The organism is Streptomyces neyagawaensis (genome assembly GCF_023516595.1).
GTDB lineage: Bacteria > Actinomycetota > Actinomycetes > Streptomycetales > Streptomycetaceae > Streptomyces > Streptomyces neyagawaensis.
Genome location: NZ_JAMGBG010000019.1, coordinates 1 through 13,835, shown reverse-complemented (window position 1 = coordinate 13,835; position 13,835 = coordinate 1). Strand labels below are relative to the sequence as shown.

The following is a 13,835-nucleotide window of genomic DNA, read 5'->3' as shown; positions in this document are numbered from 1 at the left end:
ATCAGCTGGCCACCGAGAGCGGGAATTTCACGCATCGAGAGCGAATCGAGTACGCACCGAGAACGCTTCGACTCGTTCAACTCGATCGCGGGTCGATCACCTTTCTTCGAACATGTATTTCATTTATTGAGTCGGTCCCGGCTTGCCCACGTCGGATCCGGCGTTGCGCCCGTGCCGTGCCCGTTCGCGCTGCCAACGGCCGAGCAGCCCCTCGGGGACCTCTTCCGCGGTGAGGGCGAAGACCAGATGATCACGCCAGGCACCGTCGATGTGAAGATATCGTGGACGAAGGCCTTCCTCGCGGAATCCGAGTTTCTCCACGACCCGTCGGCTCGGCCGGTTCTCGGGGCGAATGCAGACCTCGATGCGGTGCAGTCCGACGGTTCTGAAGCAGTGGTCGACGACGAGCGCCACCGACGTCGGCATGACCCCGCGCCCGGCCACCGACTCGTCGATCCAGTAGCCGACGTGCCCCGAGCACATCGAGCCCCAGGTGATCCCCGCGACCGTCAACTGCCCGACGAGCCGCCCCTGGTACTCGATGACGAACGGCAGCATCCGGCCCGCGTTCGCCTCCGCCCGCAAATGGCGGACCATCTGACGGTATGTCGGCCGGTGCGCGATGGGCCCGCTCGGTGTGGGCGGCGGGATGGTCGCCTCCCAGGGGCGCAGCCAGTCCCGGTTGCGCCGGTTGACCTCGCGCCAGGCCCGCTGGTCGCGCATCCTTATGGGCCGGAGGACCACATCGCCTTCCACCAGCACTACGGGCCAGGATGGGCTGTTCAGCTCGCACCCCCATGGGGTCCGGAGGGTCGCTGGTGGTCCTCGGCGGCGAGTGAGGCGGGGGAGGCGGGGGCGCCCTCGCCTTGGGCCGGCCGCGGGTGGTCGCCGCCGCGGATCTGGTCGACGGCGTGGGTCAGCAGCGGTTCCAGGACGGCCAGACCGTCCCGGACGCCGCCGGTGGAGCCCGGCAGGTTGACGATCAGGGTGCGGCCGGCGACTCCGGCGAGGCCCCGGGAGAGCGCCGCCGTGGGCACCTTGTCCCGGCCGTACGCCCGGATCGCCTCGGGAATGCCGGGCACCTCGTGGTCGAGGACCGCGCGGGTCGCCTCCGGGGTGCGGTCGGTGGGTGAGACGCCCGTACCGCCGGTGGTCACGATCACGTCGTACCCGGCGTCCACGCCCGCGCGCAGCGCCGCCTCGACGGGGTCGCCGTCGGGCACCACCTGCGGCCCCTCCACGGCGAACCCGAACCGCGCCAGCCCCTCCGCGATCAGCGGCCCGCCCTTGTCCTCGTAGACCCCGGCGGAGGCCCGGTTGGAGGCGGTCACGACGAGCGCGCGGTACGCGGCGGGCGCGGCCTCGGCGGAGGCGGCATCCGGGGCCGACGGGTGTGCGGCACCCGCGACCGAATCGTGCACGGCCGAATCGTGCGGGGCCGAATCGTGCGGGGCCGACCCGTGCCGGGCCGGGTCCGACGCCGGGTGCGGGGTGTCGCTCATGAGCGGCTCCAGTCGCCCGACTTGCCGCCCGTCTTCTCCTCGACGCGCACGTCCGTGATGACCGCGGCCTTGTCGACGGCCTTGACCATGTCGATCACGGTGAGCGCGGCGACGGAGACGGCGGTGAGGGCCTCCATCTCGACGCCCGTGCGGTCCGTGGTCTTGACGGTGGCCAGGATCTCGACGGCGTCGTCCGCGACCGACAGGTCGAGTTTGACGCCCGACACCGACAGGGGGTGGCAGAGCGGGATGAGGTCGGGGGTGCGCTTGGCGCCCATGATCCCGGCGATGCGCGCGGTGGCGAGGGCGTCGCCCTTGGGGACGCCCTCGCCGCGCAGCAGTTCGACCACCTTCGGTGAGACCAGGACCCGGCCGCTGGCGCGGGCGGTGCGCGCGGTCACGTCCTTCCCTGAGACGTCGACCATGCGCGCGGCGCCCGCCTCGTCGATGTGGGTCAGTCGGTCCTGCGGCGTACTCATGGTGGTGTGGCGCTCCCGGTCGGGGCCCGTCGCGGTGCGGCGCGCGGCCTGTTGTGCGCGACACGGTACGCCACCCTCGGTGGTTCGGCCGAGCAGGACCGCTGCGGCCGCGGATCGCCTCCGCGGGACCTCAGCCCAGCAGGACGACCTCGACCTCCGTGCCCGGTTCGACGGACTCGGTGTCCTCGGGGATCACGATCAGCGCGTCGGCCTGCGCCAGGGCCGCGACCAGGTGCGATCCGGCGCCCCCGACGGGCGTGACCTGTCCGTCGGCGTAGGTGCCGCGCAGGAACTGGCGGCGCCCGGCGGGCGAGGTCAGCGTCTTGGGTGCCTGGAGGATCGCCGTGGTCGTCGGACGGTGGACGTCCTCCAGGCCCATCAGGGTACGGATGGCGGGCCGGACGAACAGTTCGAAGGAGACGTACGACGACACCGGGTTGCCCGGAAGGGCGAGCAGCGGGGTGTGGTCGGGGCCGATGGTGCCGAAGCCCTGGGGCTTGCCGGGCTGCATGGCGAGCTTGCGGAACTCGATGCCGGCGCCCTCCTCGTCCTCGTCGGCGACGGACTCCAGGGCTTCCTTGACGACGTCGTACGCCCCGACGCTGACGCCGCCGGTGGTGACCACGAGGTCGGCGCGGACGAGCTGGTCGTCGATGGTGGCGCGGAGGGTCTCGGCGTCGTCGGCGACGGCGCCGACGCGGTAGGCGATCGCGCCGGCGTCGCGGGCGGCGGCGGTGAGGGCGAAGCTGTTGGAGTCGTAGATCTGGCCGGTGCCCAACTGCTCGCCCGGCGGGATCAGTTCGCTGCCGGTGGAGAGCACCACCACGCGCGGGCGCGGGCGTACGCGTACGGAGGCCCGGCCGATGGCGGCGAGCAGCCCGAGCTGCGGCGGGCCGAGGACGGTGCCCGCGGCGAGGGCGCGCTCCCCGGCCTTCACGTCGCTGCCCTGCGCGCGTACGTGCGCGCGTGCCTCGGCGCCGCGGTGCACGGCGACCTGGCCGGTGGCGTCGTCGGGGCTAGCGCTCCGGGCGCGCATCCCGGAGACGGGGCCCTCGCCGAGGCCGCCGTCGGTCCACTCCACGGGGATGACGGTCTCCGCGCCGGGCGGCAGAGGGGCGCCGGTCATGATGCGGGCGGCCTCGCCGGGCCCCACGTGGGGCTGCTCGGCCGCGCCCGCCGCCACGTCCCCGACGACCGTGAGCACGGCCGGGAACTCCTCGCTCGCGCCCGCGACGTCCGCGACCCGCACCGCGTACCCGTCCATGGAGCTGTTGTCGAACGGCGGCAGCGACACCGGCACCGTGACGTCCTCGACCAGGACGCAGCCCTGGGCGTCGAGGAGCTGTAGCTCGATGGGTTCCAGGGGACGGACGGTGGCGAGGACGTCCTCCAGGTGCTCGGTCACCGACCACAGGTGGTCCCGGCCGGTGGCGCGGGTCGCGGCGCTGCTCAAAGTGGCTACATCTCCTCGGCTACGAAACTACGGAGCCAGGTCCGGAAGTCCGGGCCCAGGTCCTCACGTTCGCACGCGAGTCTGACAATGGCACGCAGATAGTCGCCACGGTCCCCGGTGTCATAGCGGCGGCCCTTGAAGACCACGCCGTGCACGGGGCCGCCGACCTTCTCGTCCGCGGCGAGTTGCTGGAGGGCGTCGGTGAGCTGGATCTCGCCGCCGCGGCCCGGCTCTGTCTTGCGCAGGACGTCGAAGATCTGCGGGGCGAGGACATAGCGGCCGATGATCGCGTAGTTCGACGGGGCGTCGGCCGGGTCGGGCTTCTCGACCAGGCCCGTCACCTTGACGACGTCGCCGTCCTCGGTGGCCTCCACGGCGGCGCAGCCGTAGAGGTGGATCTGCTCGGGGGCGACCTCCATGAGCGCGATGACGCTGCCGCCGTGCTGTTCCTGGACCTCGACCATGCGCTGGAGGAGCGGGTCGCGGGGGTCGATCAGGTCGTCGCCGAGGAGGACCGCGAAGGGCTCGTTGCCCACGTGGGGGGCGGCGCACAGGACGGCGTGGCCGAGGCCCTTGGGGTCGCCCTGGCGGACGTAGTGGATGGTCGCCAGGTCGCTGGACTCCTGGACTTTGGCGAGCTTGCTGCCGTCGCCCTTCTTCTCCAGGGCCGACTCGAGTTCGTGGTTGCGGTCGAAGTGGTCCTCTAGGGGACGCTTGTTGCGTCCGGTGATCATCAGGACGTCGTCGAGCCCCGCCGACGCGGCCTCTTCGACCACGTACTGGATCGCGGGCTTGTCCACGACCGGCAGCATCTCCTTGGGAGTGGCTTTGGTGGCCGGGAGAAAGCGAGTACCGAGACCCGCGGCGGGAATGACAGCCTTACTGATCCTGGGGTTCGCCTCAGTCATGTCCGCAACCATATCCGGTGCCTTTAGGAAGATTCTGTGGCTCCGGTTAATTCGCTCTCATATGAGCAGATTAGAAGGGTACTGGGGCAACCTGTGAGTCAGATGGGTCGCGAAGCGGAGCCTCCCAAACGAACGTTGCGCAAAGAGTTCCTCGCGGTGAGGAACGGGTTGACAGACGATGACGTGAGGCGAACGGCGGACGCCCTGGTCGGCCGGGCCCTCGGCCTGCCCGAACTGGCGCAGGCGCGCACGGTCGCGGCGTATGTCTCCGTGGGGCGCGAACCGGGCACCCTCGCACTCCTCGACGCGCTCCGCGCGCGCGGGGTGCGCGTCCTGCTGCCGGCCCTCCTCCCGGACAACGACCTCGACTGGGGTGTGTACGAGGGAGCGGGCTCCCTCGCGCGCGTGCGGCACGGCGGCGGTCGGATGGCCCTCCTGGAGCCCACCGGCGAGCGCCTCGGCACCGACGCGGTGACCACCGCCGACGTCGTCCTCCTGCCCGGGCTCGCCGTGGACGCGCGCGGGATGCGGCTGGGCAGGGGCGGCGGCTCGTACGACCGTGTCCTCGCCCGCCTGGAGCGCGCGGGAGCCGACCCGACGCTGGTGGTGCTGCTGTACGACACGGAGGTGGTGGACCGGGTCCCCGAGGAGCCGCACGACCGCCCGGTGCACGCCGCGGTGACCCCTTCGGGGGTGCGCCGCTTCCGCTGACCGGACGCGAAGAAGCGACCCCCACGCGTGCGTGGGGGTCGCTTCTTCGCGTTCCGCTCGGTCAGCCGGTCACGGCTTCAGCAGCAGCGTGTCGCTCGTGCTCTCCTGGACCGCCTTGTTCGAGAAGGCCCACGTGAGCAGCTCGCCCTTGACCCACTTGCCGGTCTGGTCCGTGTAGTGCGCGTTGTACGCGTGGCCGGACGCACCCGTGAGGTTGATCCACTTGGACTTGTCGAGGTCCCCGAGGTTCACGACCATCCGCATCGACGGCACCCACACGACCTCGTAGCCGCCGGCCGCGTTCCAGCCGGTGGCGTTCACCGTGGCCTCGCCGCCGCCGAGCTTCCAGGGGCCTCGGTTGAGGATGTACTTCACGAAGCCGGGGCCCTCGGTACCGAGCGTCTGGTTCTTCAGGAACAGGCGGTGCAGCCGGCCCCAGCTCCAGGTGTCGATGTCCTTGCCGAGCTTGGCGGTCAGCTCCCAGCGGGCGTCGCGCATGGCCCGGGCGAACAGCTCGTCACGGGTGTCGGCGGCGTCCTGGTTGCGCAGCGCCGGCGTGGACCACCAGGCGTTGTCCTGGTCGCCGATGATCCGGCGGACCACCTCGAACCAGCGGTCGCCGCCGTCCGGCTGCGCCTGGTCGGCGTCGCGCTTGCCGCACTCGCGCACCCGGCGGTCCTCGTCGGCGGGGCCGGTGCTGTCGACCGGCTCGACGGAGAGGCACTGGCCCTCGACCCGCAGTTCCTTGGGCAGCTTGTTGCCGAAGGCGAGCTTGAGGATGTTGCGCCAGACCGAGTTGAAGTACGCGGCGGCGGCCGAGTCGGCGTCCTGGGTGTAGTCCCAGCCCTCCAGGAGCTTCTGCGCCTCCCGGATGTGCTTGTCCTTGACGTCGATCTTCAGCAGCAGCGGGACGAGCAGCTTGGCGATCTCGCTGCTGTTGTCCATCTGCATCTGGCGCATGTCCTCGGTGGAGATCTTCCCGCCGCCCTTGATCTTCGACTCGATCAGGCTGGTGATGCGCTGCGCGCGCGTGCCGTAGCCCCAGTCGGTGGTGAGGGTGTAGGGGTACTTCTCGTCGACGACGGCCTGGTTGGCGGTGACGATGTAGCCGCGGTCCGGGTCGTACTCGAAGGGCAGTTCGTCCTGGTCGATGTAGCCGTTCCAGCGGTACCGGGTGTCCCAGCCCGGTGCGGGGATCGAGCCGTCGCCCTTGCCGCGGGTGGGGATCTTGCCGGGCAGCTGGTAGCCGATGTGGCCCTTGGTGTCGGCGTAGATCAGGTTCTGGGAGGGCACGTCGAACAGGGTGGCGGCCTTGCGGAAGCCGTTCCAGTCGGCGGCCCTGTTCATCGCGAAGACGGCGTCCATGGTGGTGCCGGGCTCCAGCGCGGTCCAGCGCAGGGCGATGCCGTAGCCGTCGCCGCGGTCGGGGGCGTCCCGGTCGACGGTGGCCTTCTTGCCGACCTGGACGAGTTCGTTGCTGCGGTCGGACAGCAGGGGGCCGTTGTTGGTGGTGCGGACGACGATCTTCTTGTCGGAGCCGCCGGCGACCTGGATGGTCTCCTCGCGGGACTCGAACGGCAGCACCTTGCTGCCGTACTGGTAGCCGTCGCCGGTGAGCTTCTCCAGGTACAGGTCGGTGACGTCGACGCCGGAGTTGGTCATGCCCCAGGAGACGTCCCGGTTGTGGCCGATGACCACGCCGGGCATACCGGCGAAGGTGTAGCCGGCGACGTCGTACTGGCACTTCTGGGAGACCGACTTGCAGTGCAGGCCCATCTGGTACCAGACGGAGGGCAGCGAGGCCGACAGGTGCGGGTCGTTGGCGAGCAGGGGCTTGCCGGTGATGGTGTGGCTGCCGGCGACGACCCAGGAGTTGGAGCCGATGCCGTTGCCGTTCACTCCGACGGCCTCGGGCAGGTCCTCCAGGACGTCGTAGAGGCCCGTCAGCTGGGTCTGGACGGCCGAGGAGTCGGAGGAGGCGCCCGTGCCGGTCCCGGTGCCCGTGCCGCCGGTGTTCGTGCCCGTGCCGCCCGTGCCGGTGCCCGTTCCGCCCGTGCCCTGCGCGGCGCCGCCGGCGTTCTGCGAGGTGCCCGAGCCGTCGGTCCAGGTCTTGGTGAGCTCGTCGTACGTGCCCTCCTGGACGATCGCCTTGTTGCGGTCGTACGGGTACTGCGGGTACAGGTCGGCGATCTGCTTGGGGCCGAGGCGGCTGGTCATCAGGGCCCGGTCGATCTCGTCCTGCATGTTGCCGCGCAGGTCCCAGGCCATGGCCTTCAGCCAGGCCAGGGAGTCGACCGGGGTCCACTCCTCGGGCTTGTAGTCGTTGGCGAAGCCGAGGGCCGCGTACTCCAGGGAGATCTCCTCGCCGTCCTTGCCGGCGAGGTAGGCGTTGACCCCCTTGGCGTAGGCGTCGAGGTACTTCTTCGTCTCGGCCGAGATCGTGGACTTGTACTCCTCCTCGGCGACGCGGTGCCAGCCGAGGGTGCGCAGAAACTCGTCGTTGTCGACCTGGCCCTCGCCGAACATCTCCGAGAGGCGGCCGGCCGTCATGTGGCGGCGCACGTCCATCTCGTAGAACCTGTCCTGCGCCTGGACGTAGCCCTGCGCCATGAACAGGTCCTCGTCGGAGGAGGCGTAGACCTGCGGGATCCCGTAGCCGTCGCGCTTGACGTCGACCGGGCCGGACAGGCCCTCCAGGGTTATGGAGCCCTTGGTCTGCGGGAACGAGGCGCGGACCGTGCTGATGGACCAGAACGCCCCGAAGCCGACGCCGCCGATGAGGGCCAGAACCAGGATGATCAGGAGAAGGCGTACTTTGCGCCCCTTTTTCCTGCCGGACTTGCCGGACTGCTGACCGGAGGAGGCGGTGGTGTTGGGGGGCATCGCTGTCCTTGCTGTCCTAACACGAGCGGCAGGTCGGGCTGTGCTTTGTACTGAACGCTGGAGCAACCATAGGCGCAGGGCCCGACACGACTTGACGCGGAGTCGGGAACTGGCACAGACGGACGGTCGATCATGCACCCGCAAGCGTCAAGAAATCGTCAAGAGTTAGGTAAGGTAACGAAGTACTTGCACTGAAGTAACCCCCGCAGCACGGTTCCCGTGATCGGCTTCGTATGCCCTCACGCGCACGTGCCCGCTTCAGGTGCTCGGCAGCCCACCACCATCTGGAACCACGTGCGGTTCGGCGAGAAAGGTACGACCCTCTGACTGTCCATGACCTCAACCAGCTCCTGCTCGTCTGCTCGCTCGTCCTCCTGGTCGCGGTGGCCGCGGTCCGGATCTCGTCGCGCAGCGGGCTCCCCAGCCTGCTCGTCTACCTCGGCATCGGCATCGCCATGGGTCAGGACGGCATCGGGGACATCCACTTCGACAACGCCGAACTGACCCAGGTCATCGGCTACGCGGCCCTCGTCGTCATCCTGGCGGAGGGCGGCCTCGGCACGAAGTGGAAGGAGATCAAGCCGGCCCTGCCGGCCGCCAGCTCGCTGGCGCTGGTCGGGGTCGCGGTGAGCGTCGGGGTGACGGCCGCGGGAGCGCACTACCTGATCGGCCTGGAGTGGCGGCAGGCGCTCATCATCGGCGCGGTGGTGTCCTCCACGGACGCGGCGGCCGTGTTCTCCGTGCTGCGCAAGATCCCCCTTCCCGCGCGCGTGACGGGCATCCTGGAGGCCGAGTCCGGCTTCAACGACGCCCCGGTGGTCATCCTCGTCGCCGCGCTCTCCACGGCCGGGCCGATCGAGCACTGGTACGCCCTGATCGGTGAGATAGCCCTCGAACTGGCGATCGGCGCCGCCATCGGCCTCGCGGTGGGCTGGCTCGGCTCGTGGGGCCTGAGGCATGTGGCCCTGCCCGCCTCCGGTCTCTACCCGATCGCCGTCATGGCCATCTCCGTCGCCGCGTACGCTGTCGGCGCGCTCGCCCACGGCAGCGGCTTCCTCGCCGTCTACCTGGCCTCCATGGTGCTCGGCAACGCCAAGCTGCCGCACTGGCCCGCCACCCGCGGCTTCGCCGAGGGCGTCGGCTGGATCGCCCAGATCGGCATGTTCGTGCTGCTCGGCCTGCTCGTGACCCCGCACGAGATGGGCGACGACATCTGGCCCGCGCTCGTCATAGGTCTGGTGCTCACCATGGTGGCGCGACCGCTGAGCGTCGTCGTGGGCCTGGTGCCGTTCCGGATCCCGTGGCGCGAGCAGGCCCTGCTGTCGTGGGCCGGCCTGCGCGGCGCGGTGCCCATCATCCTGGCGACCATCCCCATGGTGAGCGGCGTCGAGGGCAGCCGCCGGATCTTCAACATCGTCTTCGTACTGGTCGTGGTCTACACCCTGGTCCAGGGGCCGACCCTGCCCTGGCTGGCCCGCAAGCTGCGGCTGGGCGGCAGCGGCGACGAGGCCGCCGACCTCGGCATCGAATCGGCGCCCCTGGAGCGACTGCGCGGGCACCTGCTGTCGGTGGCCATCCCGAAGGGGTCCCGTATGCACGGCGTCGAGGTCAACGAGCTGCGGCTGCCCGCGGGCTCGGCCGTCACCCTCGTCGTCCGCGACGGCACGTCCTTCGTGCCCCTGCCGACCACCGTGCTGCGTCGCGGGGACGAACTCCTCGTCGTCGCCACCGACCCCGTCCGCGACAGCGCGGAACGCCGCCTACGGGCCGTCGGCCAGGGCGGCAAGCTCGCCGGATGGCTGGGCACGGGGAACGGCAACGGCGGACCCGGCCGCCCCACGGGGCGTTAACAACAGATTTCGAACCGTTCACGCCATTCCGATTCGGAGGCCCGGCCGCCAGTAGTGCTCATTTTCACAGGTGAACCACCCGTTCCCCCTGTACGATGAAGGTGCACTTGATCGGACCAACTCTGTCTGACGCAGAGCTGGCGCGACCGTATGGCGGCCGGATCGCCCCCTTCCGCGGGCATCGGCATCTACCGCAGTAGCGCAAGAGGACAGCTCTCGGCGCCCGGCCCCCGCGACCTGGGGGCCGCGCTACCAGGCGGCGGAAAGGCACGGGCCGTGGCATCCACGGTCACCTCGAAGGCGTCCCGCCCGGGATACGGGCAGCTGCTGCGCACCCGCGGCGCGTGGACTTTCCTTCTCCCCGGTTTCGCGGCACGCCAGCCGTTCGCGATGCTGACGCTCTCCCTCGTGCTGCTGGTGCAGCACACCACCGGCTCGTACGGGGCGGCGGGCGCCGTCGCCGCCGTCACCGGTGTCTCCATGGCGCTGTTCGCCCCGTACAGCGGCCGTCTCGCCGACCGCTACGGGCAGCGCGCCGTCCTGCTCCCGGGCATCCTCGTCCACGGCGTGTCAGCCCTCTCCCTGACGGCGCTGGCACTCGCCCACGCCCCCCTGTGGGCGCTGTTCGCCGCCGCCGTGCCGACCGGTGCCTCGGTGCCGCAGATCGGGCCGATGGTGCGGGCCCGCTGGGGCGTCAAGCTCAAGGGCTCGCCCCTGATGTCGACCGCGGCGGCCTTCGAGTCCGTCACCGACGAGCTGACCTTCGTGCTCGGCCCGCTGCTGGCGACCGCGCTGTGCACCGCCGTGCACCCCGCGGCCGGACTGTTCACCGAGGCCGCGCTCACGCTGATCGGCGGGCTGCTCTTCGCCGCGCAGCGGAGCACGCAGCCCGCGGTCGTACCCGCGTCCCACGCGCGCGTGGAGCACGGTTCCGCGCTGTCGGTCCCGGGTGTGCGCGTCCTGATCGTCGCCTTCCTGGGCATCGGTTCCGTCTTCGGCGGCATGCAGGTGTCGCTCGCCGCCTTCAGCGAGTCGATCGGCGAGCCCGGCATGAACGGCGTCCTGTACGGCGTCTTCGCCGCCGGCAACATGCTCTCCGGCATCGTCTGCGGCGCGATCGCCTGGAAGGCGACTCCGCGACGCCGCCTGATCGCCGGATACACGGCCCTCGCGCTCGTGGCCTCCGCCCTGTGGACCGCCGATTCCGTGGCCGTGCTCGCCGCCCTGGGGCTCCTGGTCGGTATGTGCATCGCGCCCGCGCTGATCACCGGCTACACCCTGGTCGAGAGCCTCGTCCCGGCGGGCGCCCGCACGGAGGCGTTCACCTGGCTGACCGGCGCGGTCGCGCTCGGCCAGGCGGCCGCCGTCACGGCCGCCGGACAGCTGGAGGACCGGCTGGGGGGCGGTGCCGGGTTCCTGGTGCCGATGGCCGGTACGGCACTGGCGCTGGTGACCCTGCTGGCGCTGCGGTCACGCCTGGTGGCACGGCCCCGGAGCCTCACCGTCGCGCGTGTCGTCGGTCACCGAGTGCCGGTGACAGTGGACTGATGGCCGGGGAATAGGTCACTATGGACCGTCGTTAGCACTCATCGAGTGAGAGTGCCAGGAGGAAGACCAGTGCCGACGTACCAGTACCAGTGCACCGAATGCGGTGAGGGCCTCGAAGCGGTGCAGAAGTTCACCGACGATGCCCTGACCGAGTGCCCCAGCTGCAACGGCCGCCTCAAGAAGGTGTTCTCCGCGGTCGGCATCGTCTTCAAGGGCTCCGGCTTCTACCGCAACGACAGCCGCGGCTCGTCGTCGAGCAGCAGCCCGGCGTCGTCGAAGTCGTCGTCGTCCTCGGACTCGAAGGCCGCGGCCTCGACGTCGTCGTCCGACGCGAAGTCGTCCTCGGGCTCGTCCTCGACCAGCAGCAGCTCCAGCAGCACCTCCGCCGCGTAGTACGCGCGCGGGCGCTTCCTTCCGGGCCCTGCCGTCGTTCGCCGACGGCAGGGTCTTCGGCGTCCCCCGGCCCGGTTAGGGTGCGGGCATGGCGAACACGGAGCAGTTGGGCAACGCGGTGGCCACGTCCACGGGATCGTCGGCGGCCACGTCGACGGGATCGTCGGCGGCCGACCGGGCGGAGATCGGTGTCATCGGGGGTTCGGGGTTCTACTCCTTCCTCGACGACGTGACCGAGATACAGGTGGACACCCCGTACGGGCCGCCGAGCGACTCACTGTTCCTCGGCGAGATCGCCGGCCGCCGGGTCGCCTTCCTCCCGCGCCACGGCCGCGGCCACCATCTGCCACCGCACCGCATCAACTACCGCGCCAACCTGTGGGCGCTGCGGTCCGTCGGGGCGCGCCAGGTCCTCGGCCCGTGCGCGGTGGGCGGGCTGCGCCCCGAGTACGGCCCCGGCACGCTCCTGGTGCCGGACCAGATGGTGGACCGCACGAAGTCCCGGGAGCAGACCTACTTCGACGGCCTGCCCCGTCCCGACGGCACGATCCCGAACGTCGTCCACGTCTCGCTCGCCGACCCGTACTGCCCCGCCGGGCGCAAGGCGGCCCTGGAAGCGGCCCGCGGCCGTGACTGGGAGCCGGTGGACGGCGGCACCCTCGTCGTCGTGGAGGGCCCCCGCTTCTCCACCCGCGCCGAGTCCCTCTGGCACCAGGCGCAGGGCTGGTCCGTCGTCGGCATGACCGGCCACCCCGAGGCGATCCTCGCCCGCGAGCTGGAGCTCTGCTACACGTCCCTCACCCTCGTCACCGACCTCGACGCGGGCGCCGAGACCGGCGAGGGCGTCTCCCACGAGGAGGTCCTGGAGGTCTTCGCCGCGAACATCGACCGCCTCCGCGGCGTCCTCTTCGACACGGTCACCGCGCTGCCGCCGACCGACACCCGCGACTGCCTGTGCACGAAGGCACTGGGCGGCATGGACCCGGGGTTCGAACTGCCGTGACGGGGGGTGGCCGGGAGGGACGGGGGTGGTGACGGCGTGTGGCCGGGCGGGACGGTGATGACGGCAGCGCCGGAGCCTCCTGTTCCGGCCGCGGGGTGACCGACCTGGCAGCAGGTGGGGACGGCCCGCCGGAACGCCTCGTTCGGGTGGCGGGGTTTTCCACAGTCGGTGGACGATCCACAGGGCCCGGCGGGCTCCGCCGCGAAGCCTCATCGTGGGACCGCAAGCCGATCTCACGCAGCAGGTGGTGACCCCATGTCCCGTCCTTCGTCCCCGCTCTCGTCCACGCCCACGCCCACGTCCACGTCCACGCCCACGCCCACGCCCACGCCCACGCCCACGCCCACGCCCACGGCTAGGCTCGCGCCCACGGCTTCGCCCCGGCCCGCGCCCACGCACTTGTCCCCCTCGTCCCCCTCGGCTTCCCCGGCCCGCTCTGACTCCTCGGTCTCCTTACCGTCGGCGATCTCGTCCTCGCGCGCATCCGGGTCCGTGTCCGCCCGTCTGCCCTCCTGGGCCGCCGGGCCGCCCGGTGCCGACGCGCCTCCCACCTGCGAGGTCCCGCACTTCGCACCGCTACGGATCCGGGGCGGCGCACAGCGGATGCGGCGCCTCGCCCGCTGCCGGAGGCGGGCCATGGCAGCTGGTCTGGCGGTGACCGCCGCCGCGCTGCTGGCTACGGGGGCGGGTCCCGGGGAAGGGGAAGCGGAGGGCGAACGGGTCAGGGGGCACCCCGTGGCCGACCCCGCACCCGAGCGCCGGGCCACCACCGGGACGGTCACCGCGCCGGTACGCATCGCCGACGGCGCGACGGTACGGCTGCTGCGCCCCGGCGACCGCGTCGACGTGATCGCGGCGGAGCATTCCGCCACGGGCGGCGACGCGCGAGTGGTCGCGCGGGGCGCCCGCGTCACGAAGGTGCCGGCGGCGAGCGCCACGGAGAGCGGTGCCCTGATCGTCCTGTCGGTGCCCCGCTCCACGGCGGCGCGCCTGGCCGGCGCGGGCGCGACCTCCCGCCTGGCGGTGACGCTGTGGTGAGGCGCCCGGCCCCCGGCCGCACGTCAAGTCCCACATTGGTGGGACCCAATTGGACAGCCGGCGCGGG

At 71.3% G+C, this 13,835-nt stretch carries 13 protein-coding genes; 6 read left to right on the top strand and 7 right to left on the bottom strand.

Annotated elements, in window-relative coordinates:
• Nucleotides 1-123 precede the first annotated feature (123 nt).
• From M8J73_RS10150 to galU, 5 genes are all read right to left on the bottom strand, one after another.
• Nucleotides 124-756 (bottom strand): GNAT family N-acetyltransferase, encoded by a 633-nt coding sequence (locus tag M8J73_RS10150; RefSeq protein WP_055539644.1) that lies wholly within the window; start codon nucleotides 754-756, stop codon nucleotides 124-126.
• Nucleotides 757-782: 26 nt separating this feature from the next.
• Nucleotides 783-1,331 carry a MogA/MoaB family molybdenum cofactor biosynthesis protein gene (locus M8J73_RS10145; protein ID WP_079054933.1) on the bottom strand — a complete coding sequence of 183 codons (549 nt, stop codon included), beginning with the start codon at nucleotides 1,329-1,331 and terminating at the stop codon, nucleotides 783-785.
• Between the two features lie 167 nt (nucleotides 1,332-1,498).
• The gene (gene moaC, locus M8J73_RS10140) at nucleotides 1,499-1,981 is read right to left on the bottom strand and encodes a cyclic pyranopterin monophosphate synthase MoaC (protein ID WP_055539637.1); all 483 of its coding nucleotides are present in this window, start codon (nucleotides 1,979-1,981) and stop codon (nucleotides 1,499-1,501) included.
• Nucleotides 1,982-2,111: 130 nt separating this feature from the next.
• Nucleotides 2,112-3,434 (bottom strand): molybdotransferase-like divisome protein Glp, encoded by a 1,323-nt coding sequence (gene glp / locus M8J73_RS10135; protein WP_055539638.1) that lies wholly within the window; start codon nucleotides 3,432-3,434, stop codon nucleotides 2,112-2,114.
• 5 nt (nucleotides 3,435-3,439) lie between these two features.
• Nucleotides 3,440-4,342 carry a UTP--glucose-1-phosphate uridylyltransferase GalU gene (gene galU, locus M8J73_RS10130; protein WP_055539639.1) on the bottom strand — a complete coding sequence of 301 codons (903 nt, stop codon included), beginning with the start codon at nucleotides 4,340-4,342 and terminating at the stop codon, nucleotides 3,440-3,442.
• 102 nt (nucleotides 4,343-4,444) lie between these two features.
• Here galU and M8J73_RS10125 point away from each other — a divergent pair, with 102 nt between their 5' ends.
• A complete protein-coding gene (locus tag M8J73_RS10125; protein ID WP_079054931.1) occupies nucleotides 4,445-5,053 on the top strand; it encodes a 5-formyltetrahydrofolate cyclo-ligase in 609 nt (202 codons plus the stop codon).
• 69 nt (nucleotides 5,054-5,122) lie between these two features.
• On the opposite strand, the gene M8J73_RS10120 is transcribed toward M8J73_RS10125, so the two are convergent.
• Nucleotides 5,123-7,936, bottom strand: coding sequence for a penicillin acylase family protein (locus M8J73_RS10120; RefSeq protein ID WP_055539641.1), 2,814 nt, complete (start codon nucleotides 7,934-7,936; stop codon nucleotides 5,123-5,125).
• Nucleotides 7,937-8,169: 233 nt separating this feature from the next.
• On the opposite strand from M8J73_RS10120, the gene M8J73_RS10115 reads away from it, so the two are divergent.
• From M8J73_RS10115 to M8J73_RS10100, 4 genes are all read left to right on the top strand, one after another.
• Nucleotides 8,170-9,786, top strand: coding sequence for a potassium/proton antiporter (locus M8J73_RS10115; protein ID WP_240501371.1), 1,617 nt, complete (start codon nucleotides 8,170-8,172; stop codon nucleotides 9,784-9,786).
• Between the two features lie 276 nt (nucleotides 9,787-10,062).
• The gene (locus tag M8J73_RS10110; protein ID WP_055539642.1) at nucleotides 10,063-11,334 is read left to right on the top strand and encodes an MFS transporter; all 1,272 of its coding nucleotides are present in this window, start codon (nucleotides 10,063-10,065) and stop codon (nucleotides 11,332-11,334) included.
• 69 nt (nucleotides 11,335-11,403) lie between these two features.
• Nucleotides 11,404-11,727, top strand: a complete 324-nt coding sequence (locus tag M8J73_RS10105; protein WP_079054932.1) for an FmdB family zinc ribbon protein — start codon at nucleotides 11,404-11,406, stop codon at nucleotides 11,725-11,727.
• An 88-nt stretch (nucleotides 11,728-11,815) separates the two neighbouring features.
• Entirely contained in the window at nucleotides 11,816-12,730 is a 915-nt protein-coding gene (locus M8J73_RS10100) for an S-methyl-5'-thioadenosine phosphorylase (RefSeq protein ID WP_249828502.1), read from the top strand.
• A 233-nt stretch (nucleotides 12,731-12,963) separates the two neighbouring features.
• Here the strand turns inward: M8J73_RS10100 and M8J73_RS10095 are convergent, their stop codons facing one another.
• Nucleotides 12,964-13,281, bottom strand: coding sequence for a hypothetical protein (locus M8J73_RS10095; protein ID WP_249828557.1), 318 nt, complete (start codon nucleotides 13,279-13,281; stop codon nucleotides 12,964-12,966).
• Nucleotides 13,282-13,366: 85 nt separating this feature from the next.
• Here M8J73_RS10095 and M8J73_RS10090 point away from each other — a divergent pair, with 85 nt between their 5' ends.
• On the top strand, nucleotides 13,367-13,768 hold the full coding sequence (locus tag M8J73_RS10090) for a hypothetical protein (protein ID WP_372503925.1): 402 nt from the start codon (nucleotides 13,367-13,369) through the stop codon (nucleotides 13,766-13,768).
• Nucleotides 13,769-13,835: the final 67 nt, after the last annotated feature.